The organism is Pseudomonas sp. GW821-FHT02C04, assembly GCF_059421845.1.
Window position 1 is genome coordinate 201,565 of record NZ_JBWKVT010000009.1, and the last position, 18,209, is coordinate 219,773.

Sequence of the window (18,209 nt, forward strand, 5' to 3'; positions counted from 1 at the left end):
CCAGGCCTGGCGTGGGAAGGATCATCCGACCAACAGTTTCGCCCGCCGGGCCTTGAGCCCGGCAATCAGCGAAGGCCCCAGTGCCACCAGCGCCGACCCCAGCACCACCAGCACCGCCCCGCCATACGCCAGCAAATTGATTTGCTCGGCATGCACATATTCCGGCCACACCCCAGCCGCCACCGCCACCGCGCCAAACGTCACCAACGGCGTGATCGCAAGCGTCGCACTGACCCGCGAGGCCTCCCAATGCGCCAGCGCCTCGGCAAACGCGCCGTAGGCGATCAGGGTGTTCATGCAGCACGCCAGCAGCAACCAGCCTTGCAACGGGCTCAGCTCCAGCGCTTCGAGCGGATGAACCCACGGCGTCAGTAGCAAAGCGCAGAACAGGTAGATCACCATCATCACCTGCAGCGAATTCCATACCGTCAGCAATTGCTTCTGACCCAGCGCATAGAACGTCCAGACCGTCGATGCCAGCAGCACCAGCAACACACCGGCGGTGTAGTCAGACAAAGACGTCAGCAATTCAGCCAGACGCTGATTGAAGAACAACGCAAAACCGATCAGCAGCACCGCCAGCCCCATGCCCTGACCCATACTGAAGCGTTCCTTGAACACGAACAGACTGGCGATCAGCAACATGATCGGCCCCATCTGCACCACCAACTGAGCGGTGCCGGGGCTGAGCAAGTTCAGGCCCATCAGGTACAGCACGTAGTTGCCCACCAGCCCGAGCACCGCCATCAGCACCAGCCAGCCGCCCTTCGGCCCGAGCACCTTGCGACTCGGCAACCGCTTGGTCGCCGCCAGATAAATGAACAGACAGCCGCCGGATACCGTCAGGCGAAACCAGGTCACCGTGATCGGGTCCATCACCTGCAACACCTGCTTGAGCTTGATCGGCAGGATTCCCCACAGAAACGCGGTCAACAAGGCCAGGAACATGCCGTACACCCAGCGACCCGACGAAACGTGCATGAGAACCCCGAAAGCCAATGACAGGAGCGCTCATTCTAGGCGCAGGACCACGGCCGACACAGGGACAGTTGTGCTCAGGCCGCTAATGAAACTGTGCAGGTCGCAGCATTAAATTGACGCGTTGCCGTTGATCGGCTGACGAAGCGCTGCAAGTGGTTCAGGCATAAGCTCTTTGGATCCCATTCAGCGCAGCGCTCAAGGAGATCGATCATGTTCGGAATGCGCGCCCAGGACACCGCCCCCGCCACGCACTTTCGCAGCGACCGGGTGTGCCGGGTCAACGGCGAACTGTTTTTCAGCACCCGGGAGAACACCCTCGAAGGGCCGTTCGACAGCCCCGAGAAAGCCGAGCAGGAAATCCGCGCGTACATCGCGCGGATGCGATTGATGGATTCCGGCAGACGGGCCTAGCGCACCGCTTCAAACAACCCGGTCGCGCCCATCCCGCCACCCACGCACATGGTCACGATTCCGTAACGCAGATTGCGTCGCTGCAACTCGCGCACCAGATGCCCGACCTGCCGCGATCCGGTCATACCGAACGGATGGCCGATGGAAATCGAGCCACCGTTGACGTTGTACTTCTCGTTGTCGATTTCCAGCCGGTCACGGGCGTACAGGCACTGCGAGGCGAACGCTTCGTTCAATTCCCACAGGTCGATGTCCGCTACTTGCAAACCTTTGGCCTTGAGCAGCTTCGGCACCGAGAACACCGGGCCGATGCCCATTTCATCCGGTTCGCAACCGGCCACGGTGAAACCGCGGAAAAACGCCTTCGGCTTGAGCCCCAGTTGCAGGGCTTTTTCCAGGCTCATCACCAGCGTCATCGAGGCGCCGTCGGACAACTGCGATGAGTTGCCGGCGGTCACTGATCCGTCCTCGGCAAACACCGGTTTCAACCCGGCAAGGCTTTCATAGGTGGTGTCCGGGCGGTTGCAATCATCGTGATCGACGATGCCGTCGAGGATCTGTACCTGGCCACTGTTCTTGTCTTCAACCCGGTACTTCACCGCCATCGGCACGATTTCATCGTTGAACAGGCCGGCTGCCTGAGCCTGGGCGGTGCGGATCTGACTTTGCAGCGAGTAGCGATCCTGAGCCTCGCGGCTGACACCATAACGACGCGCCACCACTTCGGCGGTCTGGCCCATGGTGTAGTAGATGCCGGGGGTCTGCTGCTTGAGCAACGGGTTGATCAGGTGATCGGTGTTGACGCTTTTCAGCGTCAGGCTGATCGACTCGACGCCGCCGGCAACGATGATGTCGCTGCAACCCGACGCGATCTGGTTGGCGGCAATCGCAATCGCCTGCAAGCCTGAGGAACAAAAACGGTTGAGGGTCATGCCCGCGGTGCCGGTGCCCAGTCGCGAGAGCACCGCCACATTACGGCCGATGTTGTAGCCCTGGGCGCCTTCGTTGGAACCGGCACCGACGATGCAATCCTCGACGCTGGCCGGGTCGACGTCATTGCGCGACAGCAAAGCGTTTACACAATGGGCCGCCATGTCATCGGGACGGGTCTGGTTGAACTTGCCGCGAAAGGACTTGGCCAGGCCGGTCCGTACGCTGTCGACGATCACCACTTCACGCATGGCATACCTCATTGTTGTAGTCGGTTGAGAGTGGACCGAGCATAAGTCCACCCAATCGCCGACCGCGACAATCATTCACCTCGCGTATGCGTGCCCATCGGTCAGTCTTTGTGTTTCCTGGCGTGCTTGTCGGACTTCTCGAAAGCCTCTTCCAGCGCACGGTTGATCGTGCGCAACACCTTGACCCGGGCCCAGCGCTTGTCGTTGGCCTCGACCAATGTCCACGGCGAAATTTCGGTGCTGGTGCGGTCGACCATGTCGCCTACAGCGCCACGGTATGCGTCCCACTTGTCGCGGTTGCGCCAGTCGTCTTCGGTGATCTTGAAGCGCTTGAACGGGATCTCTTCACGCTCCTGGAAACGCTCCATCTGCGTGTCCTTGTCGATCGCCAGCCAGAACTTGACCACGATCACCCCGGCGTCGGCGAGTTGCTCCTCGAAGTCGTTGATTTCGCCGTAGGCGCGCATCCAGTCGGCGGTGCTGCAAAAACCCTCGACCCGCTCCACCAGCACCCGGCCGTACCAGGACCGGTCGAACACAGTGAACTTGCCCCGGGCCGGGATGTGTCGCCAGAAACGCCACAAATACGGCTGCGCCCGTTCTTCTTCGGTCGGCGCGGCAATCGGCACGATGTTGTACTGACGCGGATCGAGTGCCGCCGCAACCCGACGGATCGCCCCGCCCTTGCCCGCTGCATCGTTGCCCTCGAACACCGCCACCAGCGCATGACGGCGCATGCGCTTGTCACGCATCAGCCCGGACAGTCGCGCCTGCTCGGTGATCAATTGCTCTTCGTAATCTTTCTTTTCCAGACGCTGGGTCAGGTTGAGGCTGTCGAGCAGGTTCAACTGATCCACCGAGGTTCCCAGTGGCTGGGCACTGACAGCCTGCGGGTGCACATCGGGGCGCTTCAATGCGTTTTGCAGGCCTTCGAGCAGAATCTTGCCGACCGTCAGGCTGCGGTAATGCGCGTCCATGCCTTCGATGACATGCCACGGCGCGTAATCGCGGCTGGTGCGACGCAACACGCGCTCGCCGTATTTGACGAACTTGTCGTAGGTCTCCGATTGCTGCCAGTCCAGCGGGCTGATCCGCCAGCTGTGCAACGGGTCGTCGGCCAAGGCCTTGAGGCGCGCCTTCATCTGTTTCTTGGACAGGTGAAACCAGAACTTGAAGATCAGCGCGCCTTCATCGCACAGCATCTTTTCCAGACGCTCGGCGCCGGCAATCGCCTGATCGAGTCGCGGGTCCTTGAACAGCCCGTGCACCCTGCCCTGCAGCATCTGGCTGTACCAGTTGCCGAAGAAAATCCCCATCCGCCCCTTGGCCGGCAGCATCCGCCAGTAACGCCAGGCCGGTGGCCGCGCCAGTTCTTCATCGGTCTGCTGGTCGAAGGTGCGCACTTCGATCAGGCGCGGATCCATCCATTCGTTGAGCAGTTTCACCGTCTCGCCCTTGCCGGCGCCTTCGATGCCGTTGATCAAAATGATCACCGGAAAGCGCTTTTGCTGCTGCAATTCAAACTGGACTTCAAGCAGTGCTTCACGCAGGGCGGGCACGGCGGCTTCGTAGGTTTCTTTGTCGATGGCGTGACCGATTTCAGCGGATTCGAACATAGGGACGGCTCCTTCCAGGATTCAGCAAGACTAGCGGATTGGGCACAGACACGGCACAGAAATTCCCGCCGGCGGCGGATTGTCCATGAGTCATCTGCGGCAAGGCTTGCCATGGATCAAGCGCCGCCCGCGTGATCGGCTAGAATGGCCGCCTTGCCGTTGCCGAGCCTGCCATGAAACCTGTAATGCCCCACGCCCAACTCGACTGGGATGACCAGGGACGCCCGCGTTCGCGAGTGTTCGACGATGTGTATTTTTCCGATCAGTCGGGGCTGGATGAAACCCGCTACGTGTTCCTTGAACAGAACCGTCTGGCCGAGCGCTTTGCCGCGTTGCCGGCGGGCGGGCGACTGGTGATCGGTGAAACCGGGTTCGGCACCGGGCTGAATTTTCTCTGCGCCTGGCAGTTGTTCGAACAGCATGCGGTGGCCGGTGCGCGGCTGCATTTCGTCAGCGTCGAAAAGTTTCCGCTGAGCCCCGCCGACCTGCAGCGGGCACTGGCGCTGTGGCCGGATCTCAAGCCACTGTCCGATCAACTACTCAAACATTACGTGGCAATCCATCAAGGCTTCCAGCGCATTGTTCTGGATCACGGTCGAGTGACTCTGACGCTGTTGATCGGTGATGCGCTGGAGCAGTTGCCGCAACTGGACGGCCAGATCGACGCGTGGTTTCTCGACGGTTTCGCGCCAGCGAAAAACCCGGAGATGTGGACCGCCGAACTGTTCACCGAACTGGCCCGGCTGGCGGCGCCCGGCTCGACCATCAGTACCTTCACCAGCACCGGTTGGGTGCGACGCCTGCTCAACGCCGCCGGCTTCAAGATGAAGCGCACGCCGGGCATCGGTCACAAGTGGGAGATCCTGCGCGGAGTGTTTCTCGGCTGGCCAGAGGATGCTCCACTACCGGCGGCAGACAAACCGTGGTTCGCCCGACCGGTACCGTTGAACAGTGAGCGTAGCGCCTTGGTGATCGGTGCCGGTCTGGCCGGATGCGCCACGGCGGCCAGCCTCGCGGCGCGGGGCTGGCAGGTCAGTCTGCTGGAACGGCATGCGGCGGTGGCGCAGGAAGCCTCGGGCAATCCCCAAGGCGTGCTGTATCTGAAATTGTCCGCCCATGGCACAGCGCTGTCGCAGTTGATCGTCAGCGGTTTCGGCTACACCCGACGCCTGTTGGAAACCCTGCAACGTGGCACCGACTGGGATGACTGCGGCGTGCTGCAACTGGCGTTCAATGAAAAAGAACGCGAGCGTCAGGCGCAACTGGCGGCCGCGTTTCCCGAAGACCTTCTGCAATGGCTCGATCAACCCGAGGCGCAGGCTCATGCCGGCATCGGACTGGCGCACGGTGGTTTGTATTATCCCGAGGGCGGCTGGGTGCATCCGCCGGCCCTGTGTCAGGCACAAGCCGCACAGTCGGGCGTCACACTATTCACCCATCAGGAAGCCGTGGAGCTGCGCAAGGTCGAAGGTCAGTGGCAAGCCCTCGACGGTGAACGATTGATCGCAACAGCGCCCGTCGTGGTGCTGGCCGGTGCCGCCGAGATCAAGCGTTTCCCCCAGAGTGCCGACCTGCCCCTCAAGCGTATTCGCGGGCAGATCACCCGACTGGCGCAGACCGCGCAAAGCCAGGCACTGGCCACGGTGGTCTGCGCCGAAGGCTATGTGGCCCCGGCACGGTTGGGCGAACACACCCTCGGTGCCAGTTTCGATTTCAACAGCGACGACCTGACCCCGACCACCGCCGAACATCTGGGCAACCTGGAGATGCTCGAAGAAATCTCCACGGATCTGGTCAGTCGCCTGCACATCAGCGAGCTCGACGCCGACAGCCTTCAAGGTCGAGCAGCCTTCCGGTGCACCAGCCCTGACTATCTGCCGATCGTCGGTCCTCTGGCCGACCGCGAAGCCTTCACCCAGGCGTACGCCGCACTGGCCAAGGATGCCCGGCAGATACCGGACATCCCTTGCCCTTGGCTCGACGGTTTGTACGTCAACAGCGGCCACGGCTCACGCGGGCTGATCACGGCACCCTTGTCCGGAGAACTGCTGGCCGCGTGGCTCGACAACGAACCGCTGCCTCTGCCCCGCAGCGTGGCCGAAGCCTGTCATCCCAACCGGTTTGCCCTGCGCCGACTGATTCGTGGCAAATGATCCCTGAACCCGATCAGTCACCGGTCACGATGCAGGTCCCCCGCTCAATCGACTCCGTCACCTGCTGGGTCAGCCGTCGCAGCAAGGCATTTTCGGTCTGTTCCATGCGGGTGGCGCAGAGGTTCATTTCACTGAGGTAATCGACGGAGCTGAGTTCCTCAGCCCTTTCGAACAATGCCTGGACCTCCGTTTGATGAGGCACCCGGGCGGCGTCGAACTGCTTCGCGAAACTGTTCTTCACGTAGTTGCTCCAGAACGGCTGGCGAACCAGGAAATCCAGCCATTTGGAAGACAGTTCAGCCGTCTGGATTCGATGGATAGCCGTTACCAGATCATCCCCCGTCACATCAGCGAGTTCGCTGTAACGCATGTGCGAGGGCTGCCCGGGCAGGTCGAACGCCCGCGCCAGACCCGTGCGATAAGCGAGAGTTACCTCCAGAGGGTCGGGTGATCCCAGATCCCGGGCGTGCTCCGCGGCGATCAGGTCAATCTGTTCTAACCGGAACAAGCCTCGCGCAAGCCTCATCAGCACTGCCGCCGACACCTGACGCCCCCCGGAAACGCGCAACACATTGCGCACATGCACGGCGACCTCCAGATGACTGAAGTTCAACGCCGCGTTATCCGTGCAATTGATCGGGTTGGCCGCCAGATCGAAAATCTGCTCGCGCAATTCGGCATCGGCCTGCGTCGCCTCCAGTACTGTCCAGACCCGCCGGGACATATCCTCGCGCACATATTCGGAGTCGGCGGTATTGCCCAGCTCTGCCAGCAAATGAAACAAGCCTTCGGCCATCGGGTCGTCGTTGATCGCGGTCCATGTTTGCAGGCGTCTGGCGCCTACGGTTCCTCCCGTTTCGGTCAGCCAGATCGTACGTGCCTGATGCTCGTCAAGGCGCGCGATATCATTTTCCAGATACCCCATGCCGATGCCGACCTTCTTGCGGTAGTTGTCCAGGTGAGTGCTGCTGAGTTCGGAAATCGGGTTGTTGCGCAGATTGATCGTTTCACTGAAGCGCCGCGGTGTTTCAAACAGCCATTGCGGCAAATCACGAATGTCGTTGTCACGCAGGTCTACCCGATCCAGATGGGGCAAACGCTGCAAACCTTTGGGCAACTCCGTGGTTCGGGTGTTACGCACGCTGAGATCAGTCAGCTCAAACATCTCGCTGACATCCAGCGTGGCCCCAAGGGGGTTTTCGCTCAGGTCCAGGCTTTGCAGATTGCGCATCCGCGACAGTTTTACCAAGGTCTGCTCAGTCAACTGAATCCGGTTTTGCCCCAGCCCCAGACGCCTGAGGTTCGGCATGAGCGAGACCACCTCAGGCAATTGCGTAAGCCTGTTGCGACCCAGCTCAAGCGTCTCGAGGTTCTTGAAGGCTTTGAGGAAATAGGCGACATCGTTGTCCAGATGCATGTTTTGCAGAGACAGATGCCTGACATGGTCAAAGGTCAGCCCGGGTGGCAGGATCGGCAGCTTTCCGAACCGCATGCCATCGAGCTTCAGGCCATACGCCGAACGATAGAACTCGTCGGGCAGGAAGATCAGTCGGCGAAAACTGTCCTCGATCTCGTACGCCACAAGATGCCGACATTCGCGCACCTCGCTCAGTACCCCTCCCTGTGCCCTGATGGCTGCCACATCGTCCATCCAGGTATCGAGCACATCGCGCAATCGCTCCAGGTCATCCTGCAATTGCCTGATCCGGAGTGCACGAGTCAGATGGTCGCTGCCCAACTGGTCAAGAAAATCCCGGGCCTGCATATCGGAAAACAACGGGAAGAGTTTTTTCACCTTGCGTAACAAACGCTGTGGATGATTCGTCGCATCGTCGGGTGGGTTGGCGAGCGTACACACGGGTTCACGATTTATCGGTTCAAACCGGTCACCGTTCAACAACCGGTTACAACCTTCACGCTCATCCAGTGCACTACTCAATAATCGGTTGCGCAGGCGCCAGCCGTCTTCTGGCCTGGCTCCTGACAGTCCAGTCGCCTTGGCCTGATGAGGTGAGAGGCCTTTGAGGATCGCCAGATAAAGGCTGTCCGGCCCGAACGTCTTGCCGAGTGATCGGTTCTGGCTGTCGAACACCTCAAAGCCGTTGTCGAGCCTGACCAGCGTGAGCGAGTTCCCGGGAGTGAGGGGTTTCTTGCCAAGGGTCTGCAGCAGGTTGCCCCTGAGTGACTGAGCACGCAGTTCAAGGTAGAGCTGCGGATCCCAGCCGCTGAGTTGCGGCAACAGACCGATGGCCAGTTTCTCGGTATCGGCATTGGCAACCTCAGCCAGGTAGAACCCTGTCAGCGCCCGATCCAGACGAACATTGCTCGTCGCCTCACTCAACCCCTGCGCAAGGCCCATGGGCACTCGTCCGGTGGTACGCAGAAGCGAGCGCTCGACACTCGAAGCCTGTCGGATCAGTTCCTGAGCGTAACGCGCCGGCACATCGGGAAATGCTTGCCTTGTCTTGAGCACCTCACTGTCCAGGGTCTGGTCATAGCGCCGGTACAGGTGGTCGAACGTCGAGCGACGATCAGCCTTGACCGCGGCACCGAGTACCTTTGCCAACGCCACCCCTTGGTCAGTCGGCGCAACGTTCGCGCCGACCAAAGCTTCCACTTCTTTGGGATACAGGCCGTCGATGACGGTCTGCAGCAATTCGCCCCTTTCCAGTTGGGCGTTGCTGACAATAACGCTCAGGGTGTCATCGTCAATCGAACCGGGTGGAAAAGTCGCGGTGATGCCTCCGTTTTCATCAACGACCTTGATGTAGCGATCCTGTGGCCAGTTCGCAAGTCTGGGCAGCACGTGCATCTGTTCCTGGACATGACGGGGATCAGTCGCCTCGCCACGCTCCATGGCGGCAATGAAGTCACGGCCCCGGCGCTCAAGGCCGAACCGTTCGATCATGTCTCGCAAACGGGGGGGCAGTGGCAGGCTGTCGTCGCTCAGCCGATGCAGTTCATCGAAGCGAGTGTCGGTCAGGCGCCGGATCATCTCCAGCCGACTGTCATCGAGTCGCGCCAACGGCGGATCGATGCGTTTGAGCGTGTAAGCCCCGGACCATTGCTCGCTCGGCTCCGAGGCATGACGCCAGCCCCCATGTTGACTGCGCTTGAGTATCGGGGCATAGGCCTCTGGGCGGACTGGATGCTGAATGCGCCAGGTCCTGGAAACCGGATCCGGCACCACCGCGTAGTTTCGATCGTCAATACGGGCAAAGTTCTTGCCGTCAGCCTGATACAAGCCTGTTGCGTCAGATTCAGCCCCCGCCCCTGCCGGTAAAGGTTGTTCATAGGCACTCAGTTGCGGTTTCCACAATCGGGACTGTCCATTGCGGTCAAGAATAGCGGTGAAAGGCTGGAAGAAATCCGGGTGTTTTTGAACCGTCTTGATCGCCAGGGATTTCAGCACCTTGACGCCGGCACCCACCGCAGCCATGAGGGCAATGTTCTCCGCCACGCTGAGCAGGTGTGAAAAGGCTTCCTGACGGTCACCCCGATTCCAGTCCTCGATCCCTTCGTACACCTCGGCGAGCATTTGTCCGATCGCGACGCCCATCATCAATTGCCCCAATACCGGAACGACAAACCCCGCGACGTTGGCGATCGTCATGCCGATTTCCAGGTATTGAATCAAACGTTTCTTGCGCTCTTCCTCATCGACATCAGCGGTCGGCACGGCAAGCGCACGGGCATCGAGCTGCAACTTGCCGACATGACTTTTGAGCATGAAGTCGAACAGCGGCCCAGTCATATCCAACTGTTTGACGTGCCCCAGGCTGTCGGTGTCGGCAAACGTCTTGAAGAAGTCGACCTTGTCGACCTCGCCGATGCAGTGGGTGAAGTAACTTTTGTAACTGCCCACCCCCAGTTTGAACTCCAGGTACGCGACGAACGCCGTGAAGCTGGTGTACTCGTAGAGTGGCTGGCCGGGTTCGCCGGGCATGTACACCAGGCACCATTGATCGGGATCCAGCTCGATCGATTTTTCGGAGAACACCACGACACCCCAGAGACAGCTGTCGAGCGCTTCAATGCCCTGCATGATCAGCGGCCGGCCCTTGAACTGAAGGCTTTTGGCGTCGACGACGCCGCCGGCATCGATCAAGCGCTGAACCGTCTGGAAGCCTTCCTGGGAAACATGTTCCTTCATCAGCGCCAGGTGCAGATCCAGTTGCAGCATCTGCTTTTTCATCACCGAGATATTGCGAACCATCGGGCCGGTAGCGACCCGACTGCCATTGACCTCCTTGACGCCAAACACCTGTTGAAAATGCGCCTGGTATAGCCCACCCAGGTCCAGCTCCCGGCAAAGTGCGGCAAACGCCGTTGGTGTCAGACCGGGAACGCCGTCAGGTGTACTCGAAATCCGCACGACGCTGCCTTCAGGGAAATAATCGGCTTGCGCCTCGTCTTCCGTGAAATTCTGCATCGCGGCTTCCAGCAGCGTCGGCGTAGCGGGCGGAATGACCTTCTCTCCGCCTCCGGGTGGGGTCACCGCTTCGCAACCGCAATAGCTTCCCGGCAACTCCAGAAGGTCTTTCTCGACATCGAACACAGCCGCCGGCCAGCGCGCGGTCAGGGCGCAGTTCAACTGTTCGATGCAAAAGTGCTTGAGCGATTGCAGCCGACTCAGGTCTGTCTCGACTTGAGCCTGGATTGTGTGCAAGTCACGCGCGGTCTTGTCCAGTGCCGCCAATGTGTCGGCACTGGCCTTGAGCAGCACAGGGGGGAAGCTTTTCTGCAATGCCTTGGCGGTGTCCAGATCGCCTGTGGCCTCCAGCAAAAAGCTCAGTTTCTGTTTTTCCGTGAGGGTGATCGGTGTGACCGATGCGGGTGTAGTGGACATAGGCAATATTCCTTTATTGCTGTTGAGTCCCTTCACCCTATCGATCCCCGCGTCGAATAAAAAACACGAAAAATTGCCCGTTCGGGCCTGCAAACAAGCAGCAATCCGTATGTTTCGAATACTTATCTACCACCCGACACTTCAGCCGGGTTGCTGATGGTCCACCGGTCAGGCCACGGCGCTTATAACTGATCGTTCTAAAACTCCCACATCCGAGCCAGGTCAGTTTCTGGGTACCGACCATTTCGGCGCGGTTCAGCGACACCCTCCCCAACGGAAAAACCGGTAAGGACTTTATGTGCGGATTAGCTGGCGAGTTACGCTTTGATCAACAACCTGCAGACCTTGCAGCCATCGAGCGAATCACCCATCACCTGGCCCCTCGCGGCCCCGATGCGTGGGGTTTCCATGCCCAAGGGCCGATTGCCCTGGGCCATCGACGCCTGAAAATCATGGACCTGTCGGACGGCTCGGCGCAGCCGATGATCGACAGCCAACTGGGCTTGTCCCTGGCCTTCAATGGCGCGATCTACAACTTCCCGGAACTGCGCGCCGAACTCGAAGCGCTCGGCTATGCGTTCTATTCCGGCGGCGACACCGAAGTGCTGCTCAAGGGTTATCACGCCTGGGGCGAAGCGCTGCTGCCGAAACTCAACGGCATGTTTGCCTTCGCCATCTGGGAGCGTGATGCCCAGCGCCTGTTCATCGCCCGCGACCGTCTCGGCGTCAAACCGCTGTACCTGTCGCGCACCGGCCAACGCCTGCGTTTTGCCTCGGCCCTGCCGGCGCTGCTCAAGGGTGGCGACATCAACCCGATCCTTGATCCGGTGGCGCTCAACCATTACCTGAATTTTCACGCTGTGGTGCCAGCGCCGCGCACCTTGCTGGCCGGCATCGAAAAACTGCCACCGGCAAGCTGGATGCGCATTGATGCGGACGGCACCACCGAGCAGAAAACCTGGTGGACCCTGCCCTACGGCCCACACGACGACGAGAAAAGTCTGACTCTTGAAGACTGGCGCGACCGCGTTCTCGACAGCACCCGCGAAGCCGTGGCGATCCGCCAACGGGCGGCGGTGGATGTCGGTGTGCTGCTTTCCGGCGGTGTCGATTCAAGCATGCTGGTGGGCCTGCTGCGGGAAGTCGGCGTGGAAAACCTGTCGACCTTTTCCATCGGTTTCCAGGATGCCGGTGGCGAACGCGGTGACGAGTTTCAGTATTCCGATTTGATCGCCAGGCACTACGGCACCCAGCACCATCAACTGCGCATCGACGAGAAAGAAATCATCGAGCAACTGCCCGCCGCGTTCCGCGCCATGAGCGAGCCGATGGTCAGCCACGACTGCATCGCCTTCTACCTGCTGTCCCGCGAAGTGGCCAAGCATTGCAAGGTGGTGCAGAGCGGTCAGGGCGCCGACGAGTTGTTCGCCGGCTATCACTGGTATCCGCAGGTGGACGGCGCAGCCGATCCGTATGCGGCCTATCGCGAGGCGTTTTTCGACCGCAGCTACGACGACTATGCGGCCACGGTGCAGCCGAAATGGCTGACAGCGAATGACGCTGCCGGCGACTTCGTGAAGGAACATTTCGCACAGCCCGGCGCCGATGCGGCGGTCGACAAGGCCCTGCGTCTGGACAGCACGGTGATGCTGGTGGATGACCCGGTCAAACGCGTCGACAACATGACCATGGCTTGGGGCCTGGAAGCGCGCACGCCGTTTCTCGACTATCGCCTGGTGGAATTGTCGGCCCGTGTTCCGGGCAAGTTCAAACTGCCCGACGGCGGCAAGCAGGTCTTGAAAGAAGCCGCGCGACTGGTCATTCCGAGCGAAGTGATCGACCGCAAGAAAGGCTACTTCCCGGTGCCCGGCCTCAAGCATCTGCAAGGCGACACCCTGAACTGGGTACGCGAACTGCTGCTGGATCCGAGCCAGGATCGCGGCCTGTTCAACCCCGCCATGCTCGACAAATTGCTGACCGATCCACAAGGCCAGTTGACCCCGTTGCGCGGCTCCAAGCTGTGGCAACTGGCGGCGCTGAACCTGTGGCTCAGCGAACAAGGAATCTGATCGATGAAACCTCACGCCACGGCTTACAGCCAACGGCTGCTGCGCGGTCAGACACCGTCCTACGAACGCTTGCAGGCGCGTCTGGCCGAAGATGGCAACCAACCGAGCGCAGAGCCGATCGCCGTGCATTGCGGCTGGGGCCGCTTGCTGATCGGCCACACCTTTCCCGACCCGGCGAGCCTCGCCCAGGAGCTGCTCAACGAACAGCCGGGCGAGCGCGATATCGCACTGTACGTGGCTGCGCCGCAGCAGATTCTCGGTCTGGAACCGACTCAGCTGTTTCTCGATCCGTCCGATACCTTGCGCCTGTGGTTCAGCGATTACCGTCAGGCAACACGGGTGTTTCGCGGCTTCCGCATCCGTCGCGCGCAAAGCGAAGAGGACTGGCAGTCGATCAATCAGCTGTATCAGGCGCGGGGCATGCTGCCGATCGATGCCACCCTGCTCACTCCGCATCATCAGGGCGGGCCGGTGTACTGGCTGGCCGAGGACGAAGACAGCGGCGCGGTGATCGGCAGCGTCATGGGCCTCAATCATCATAAGGCTTACAACGACCCGGAAAACGGCAGCAGCCTGTGGTGCCTGGCGGTCGATCCGCAGTGCTCACGTCCCGGTGTCGGCGAAGTGCTGGTGCGGCATTTGATCGAGCACTTCATGAGCCGGGGCTTGAGCTATCTCGACCTGTCGGTGCTGCACGATAACCGTCAGGCGAAAAACCTCTATGCGAAGCTCGGTTTTCGCAATCTCTCGACCTTCGCGATCAAGCGCAAGAACGGCATCAACCAGCCACTGTTCCTCGGGCCGGGCCCGGAGGCCGCGTTCAATCCCTATGCGCGAATCATCGTCGAGGAAGCCCATCGACGTGGCATCGATGTGCAAGTGGACGATGCCGATGCCGGGCTGTTCACCCTCAGCCACGGTGGTCGCCGGGTGCGCTGCCGCGAATCCCTGAGCGACCTGACCAGCGCCATCAGCATGAGTCTGTGCCAGGACAAGAGCCTGACCCACAAGGTGCTCAAGGCGGCCGGGCTGAAACTGCCGTCACAGCAACTGGCAGCGAATGCGGACGACAATCTGGCGTTTCTCGACGAGCACCAGCGGGTGGTGGTCAAACCGCTGGATGGCGAGCAAGGCCAGGGCGTGGCGGTGGATCTGCAAAGCATCGAAGAGGTGCAGCAAGCCATCGAAACGGCGAAGCAATTTGACAGCCGCGTGTTGCTCGAAAGCTTCCACGAAGGCCTCGATCTGCGGATTCTGGTGATCGGATTCGACGTGGTTGCCGCGGCGATCCGGCGTCCTGCCGAAGTGGTCGGCGACGGCCATCACTCCATCGGCGCGCTGATCGAAGCACAGAGCCGACGCCGACAAGCGGCCACCGGCGGCGAAAGCAAAATCCCGCTGGACCACGAAACCCAGCGCACCCTGCACGCGGCGGGTTACGACTACAGCAGCATCCTGCCGGCCGGCGAGCATCTGTTCGTGCGGCGTACGGCGAACCTGCACACCGGCGGCACCCTGGAAGACGTCACGGCGATTCTGCATCCGACTCTGGTCGATGCCGCCGTGCGTGCGGCGCGAGCACTGGACATTCCAATGGTCGGGCTCGACCTGATGGTACCCGCCGCCGATCAGCCGGAATACGTGTTCATCGAAGCCAACGAACGCGCGGGCCTGGCCAACCATGAGCCGCAGCCGACGGCCGAGCGGTTTGTCGATCTGTTGTTTCCGCACAGTCAGCCGGCCGTTTGATCTCTCTTCAGCGTCATTCCAGTGTCAAACGCGGGAATGAAGCCCCGCAACAGGAGTTTCCATGACCACCCAAATTCCCGAACCGGATCTGAACTATCTGCAAAAAGTGCTGTTGGAGATGCTCGCCATTCCCAGCCCCACCGGGTTCACCGACACCATCGTGCGTTACGTCGCCGAGCGGCTGGAAGAACTTGGCATACCCTTCGAAATGACCCGTCGTGGCACCATCCGCGCCACCCTCAAAGGCAAGAAAAACAGCCCCGACCGCGCAGTGTCGGCGCACCTGGACACCATCGGTGCCGCCGTGCGCGCGGTGAAAGACAACGGGCGCCTGACCCTGGCGCCGGTCGGTTGCTGGTCGAGCCGTTTCGCCGAAGGCAGCCGCGTCAGCCTGTTCACCGACAACGGCGTGATTCGAGGCAGCGTGTTGCCCCTGATGGCTTCCGGGCACGCCTTCAACACCGCCGTCGATGAAATGCCGATCAGTTGGGATCACGTCGAACTGCGCCTGGACGCCTACTGCGCGACCCGCGCCGATTGCGATTCGCTGGGCATCAGCGTGGGCGATGTGGTGGCGTTCGATCCGCTGCCGGAGTTCACCGAAAGCGGCCATATCAGCGCCCGCCACCTGGACGACAAGGCCGGAGTCGCGGCGCTGCTCGCAGCGCTTAAAGCCATCGTCGACAGCGGTCAGGAGTTGATGATCGATTGCCATCCGCTGTTCACCATCACCGAGGAAACCGGCAGCGGCGCGGCGGCGGCCTTGCCTTGGGATGTCAGCGAATTTGTCGGGATCGACATCGCGCCAGTTGCGCCCGGCCAGCATTCCAGCGAGCACGCGGTGAGTGTGGCGATGCAGGATTCCGGCGGGCCTTACGACTATCACTTGTCGCGACACCTGTTGCGTCTGGCCGGTGAGCACGAGTTGCCGGTGCGCCGTGACCTGTTCCGCTATTACTTCAGCGACGCCCATTCGGCCGTCACCGCCGGCCACGACATTCGCACCGCCCTGCTCGCCTTTGGTTGTGATGCGACCCACGGCTACGAACGCACGCACATCGACAGCCTCGCCGCACTCAGTCGTCTGCTGGGGGCGTACATCCTGAGTCCGCCGGTATTCGCCAGCGATGCACAACCGGCCAATGCGTCACTGGATCGCTTCAGTCACCAGATCGAGCATGAGACACAAATGGAAAGCGACACCCGGGTGCCCTCGGTGGACAGCCTGGTGGGGCAACGCTCGGACAGTTGAGTCTGGCCCTCGGCGATCATTCGCCGTAGCATCCCGACATTGATTTAGCCGAGGTGCCCATGCTGATCCCCTACGACGCGCTCGAAGTCGACACCCTCACCCGCCTGATCGAGGATTTCGTCACCCGCGACGGCACCGACAACGGTGACGACACCCCACTGGAAACCCGCGTATTGCGGGTTCGCCAGGCCCTGACCAAAGGCCAGGCGCTGATCGTCTTCGATCCGGACAGCGAGCAGTGCCAGTTGATGCTCAAGCACGACGTGCCCAAGCACCTGTTCGACTGAAACGGTCAGCGGCCCTTGCCGTTGGCCTGTTTGCGCTGGATCCGCTCGTAGACTTCGGCACGGTGCACGTTGACCTGCTTTGGCGCCTCGACGCCGAATCGCACGCTGGAGCCGTTGACCGCCAGAACGCGCAAAGTGATGTTGTCGCCGATGGAAATCAGTTCACCGACAACACGGCTGAGTACAAGCATGAGGGTTGTCCTTCAAGGTTTTCGAGCCTTGAAGATGCGCGGCTTTCGAGCGCCCTACAATGCGCTGCGGGCAAATCAGTCAAACCCTACGCGCCCGGGCGCTTTGGCCTTCAGACGTTTCCTTCAAGTCGGTGCTTCAGGTCGCCGAAAACCGTGGCCCGAACAGAATCACGCTGGCACCGATCACGCACAAGGCGACACCGATCCAGTCCGATCCCAGCGGACGGATACGCTCGACCACCGCCAGCCAGCCAATCGAAGCAATGATGTAGATGCCGCCGTAAGCGGCATAGGCGCGACCGGCGTAGGTCGCTTCAACACGCGTCAACAACAGTGCAAACAAGGTCAGGCTGAGCAGCGCCGGGATCACCCACAGGGCGCTCTTGCCCTGGCGCAACCACATCCAGAATGCGAAACAACCGGCGATTTCGAACAGCGCGGCGAGGAAAAACCACAAGTAGTTGAGCATGCAGATGACTCGTCAGGGTGACTGTGGCGGTCACCCTAACGATGGGGCTTTGGCGGCGCAAGTTCAGCCGTTGTTCTGTTTGGCCTTGGCGCGCATCTTTTCGGCCATCGCAGTCATTTCGTTGTACAGCAGCTGCGGGTTCTTCTGCTTGATCGCCCAGGCCATGCGGCCTTGTTCATGGGGCAGGATCATGAACTCGCCGGCCGCGACCTGCTTGTAGATGTAATCGGCAATATCGGTGGCGGTGATCGGCGAACTTTCCAGCAACTTGCCGACCTGCGCTTTCATCGCCGGTGTCGGGCCACGGAACGAGTCCAGCAGATTGGTCTGGAAAAACGACGGGCACACCACGTGGACACCGACTTCCTGTTGGGCCAGTTCGATCAGCAGGCTTTCGGACAACGCCACCACGCCGGCCTTCGCCACGTTGTAGTTGCTCATCGCCGGGCCTTGCATCAGTGCCGCCATCGAGGCGATGTTGATGATCTTGCCTTTGCTTTGCTCCAGCAGCGGCAGGAACGCCTTGCAGCCCTTGACCACGCCCATCAGATTGATCGCGATCTGCCAGTCCCAGTCTTCCAGCGACAGCTCGCTGAAGAATCCGCCCGAGGCCACGCCCGCGTTGTTGACGATGATGTCGATGCCGCCGAATTTCACTTCACAGGCCTGGGCGAACGCAGTGAGCTGGCTGTAATCGCGCACATCGCAACGCTGGATGAAGCCGTCACCGCCGGCCTCGCGAACCAGTTTGAGGGTCTCCTGCAGGCCGGGCTCGCTGACGTCCGACAAGGCCAGCTGCCAGCCTTCACGCGCCCAGCGCAGCGCGATTTCGCGACCCAGGCCGGAGCCCGCGCCAGTGATCATCATGCGATTTTGCATAGCAAACAGCCTTGTTGTTCCGGGGAAGATGCGCGGAGTGTAGCGAAGGATCCGGAGCGACCCACGCTCCATCAGATTGCTGAATGGCGAGAGCAAACTGCGGCATCAAACGAAATAAGACC

The 18,209-nt window shown here is 60.9% G+C and carries 13 protein-coding genes; 6 read left to right on the plus strand and 7 right to left on the minus strand.

The features are described from left to right. Positions 1-21 precede the first annotated feature (21 nt). On the minus strand, positions 22-981 hold the full coding sequence (locus AC07VV_RS26705) for a DMT family transporter (RefSeq protein WP_096821006.1): 960 nt from the start codon (positions 979-981) through the stop codon (positions 22-24). 210 nt (positions 982-1,191) lie between these two features. On the opposite strand from AC07VV_RS26705, the gene AC07VV_RS26710 reads away from it, so the two are divergent. Next, the gene (locus AC07VV_RS26710) at positions 1,192-1,392 is read left to right on the plus strand and encodes a DUF6316 family protein (RefSeq protein WP_495037955.1); all 201 of its coding nucleotides are present in this window, start codon (positions 1,192-1,194) and stop codon (positions 1,390-1,392) included. On the opposite strand, the gene AC07VV_RS26715 is transcribed toward AC07VV_RS26710, so the two are convergent. Next, positions 1,389-2,573, minus strand: coding sequence for a thiolase family protein (locus AC07VV_RS26715; RefSeq protein WP_495037956.1), 1,185 nt, complete (start codon positions 2,571-2,573; stop codon positions 1,389-1,391). The genes AC07VV_RS26710 and AC07VV_RS26715 overlap by 4 nt on opposite strands. 101 nt (positions 2,574-2,674) lie before the next feature. Beyond that, positions 2,675-4,189, minus strand: a complete 1,515-nt coding sequence (gene pap, locus AC07VV_RS26720; RefSeq protein WP_495037957.1) for a polyphosphate:AMP phosphotransferase — start codon at positions 4,187-4,189, stop codon at positions 2,675-2,677. Between the two features lie 173 nt (positions 4,190-4,362). On the opposite strand from pap, the gene mnmC reads away from it, so the two are divergent. Continuing rightward, positions 4,363-6,342 carry a bifunctional tRNA (5-methylaminomethyl-2-thiouridine)(34)-methyltransferase MnmC2/FAD-dependent 5-carboxymethylaminomethyl-2-thiouridine(34) oxidoreductase MnmC1 gene (mnmC, locus tag AC07VV_RS26725; RefSeq protein WP_495037958.1) on the plus strand — a complete coding sequence of 660 codons (1,980 nt, stop codon included), beginning with the start codon at positions 4,363-4,365 and terminating at the stop codon, positions 6,340-6,342. Positions 6,343-6,355: 13 nt separating this feature from the next. On the opposite strand, the gene AC07VV_RS26730 is transcribed toward mnmC, so the two are convergent. Next, entirely contained in the window at positions 6,356-11,191 is a 4,836-nt protein-coding gene (locus tag AC07VV_RS26730) for an NEL-type E3 ubiquitin ligase domain-containing protein (RefSeq protein WP_495037959.1), read from the minus strand. 296 nt (positions 11,192-11,487) lie between these two features. Here AC07VV_RS26730 and AC07VV_RS26735 point away from each other — a divergent pair, with 296 nt between their 5' ends. The 4 genes from AC07VV_RS26735 to AC07VV_RS26750 all read left to right on the plus strand — a co-directional run bounded on the left by AC07VV_RS26735 (position 11,488) and on the right by AC07VV_RS26750 (position 16,548). Then, on the plus strand, positions 11,488-13,260 hold the full coding sequence (locus tag AC07VV_RS26735; protein WP_495037960.1) for an N-acetylglutaminylglutamine amidotransferase: 1,773 nt from the start codon (positions 11,488-11,490) through the stop codon (positions 13,258-13,260). A gap of 3 nt (positions 13,261-13,263) precedes the next feature. After that, positions 13,264-15,009, plus strand: coding sequence for an N-acetylglutaminylglutamine synthetase (ngg, locus tag AC07VV_RS26740; protein WP_495037961.1), 1,746 nt, complete (start codon positions 13,264-13,266; stop codon positions 15,007-15,009). Between the two features lie 61 nt (positions 15,010-15,070). After that, a complete protein-coding gene (locus AC07VV_RS26745; RefSeq protein WP_115078817.1) occupies positions 15,071-16,261 on the plus strand; it encodes an osmoprotectant NAGGN system M42 family peptidase in 1,191 nt (396 codons plus the stop codon). A 59-nt stretch (positions 16,262-16,320) separates the two neighbouring features. Beyond that, positions 16,321-16,548 (plus strand): YheU family protein, encoded by a 228-nt coding sequence (locus AC07VV_RS26750; RefSeq protein WP_003236706.1) that lies wholly within the window; start codon positions 16,321-16,323, stop codon positions 16,546-16,548. A 5-nt stretch (positions 16,549-16,553) separates the two neighbouring features. Here AC07VV_RS26750 and csrA read toward each other — a convergent pair whose 3' ends face one another. The 3 genes from csrA to AC07VV_RS26765 form a co-directional block, all read right to left on the minus strand. Beyond that, complete coding sequence (gene csrA, locus AC07VV_RS26755) at positions 16,554-16,739, minus strand: carbon storage regulator CsrA (protein WP_096820997.1); 186 nt, start codon at positions 16,737-16,739, stop codon at positions 16,554-16,556. A gap of 136 nt (positions 16,740-16,875) precedes the next feature. Further along, positions 16,876-17,208 (minus strand): YnfA family protein, encoded by a 333-nt coding sequence (locus AC07VV_RS26760; RefSeq protein ID WP_085710895.1) that lies wholly within the window; start codon positions 17,206-17,208, stop codon positions 16,876-16,878. Between the two features lie 63 nt (positions 17,209-17,271). Then, on the minus strand, positions 17,272-18,087 hold the full coding sequence (locus AC07VV_RS26765; RefSeq protein WP_096820996.1) for an SDR family oxidoreductase: 816 nt from the start codon (positions 18,085-18,087) through the stop codon (positions 17,272-17,274). Between the last annotated feature and the right edge of the window lie 122 nt (positions 18,088-18,209).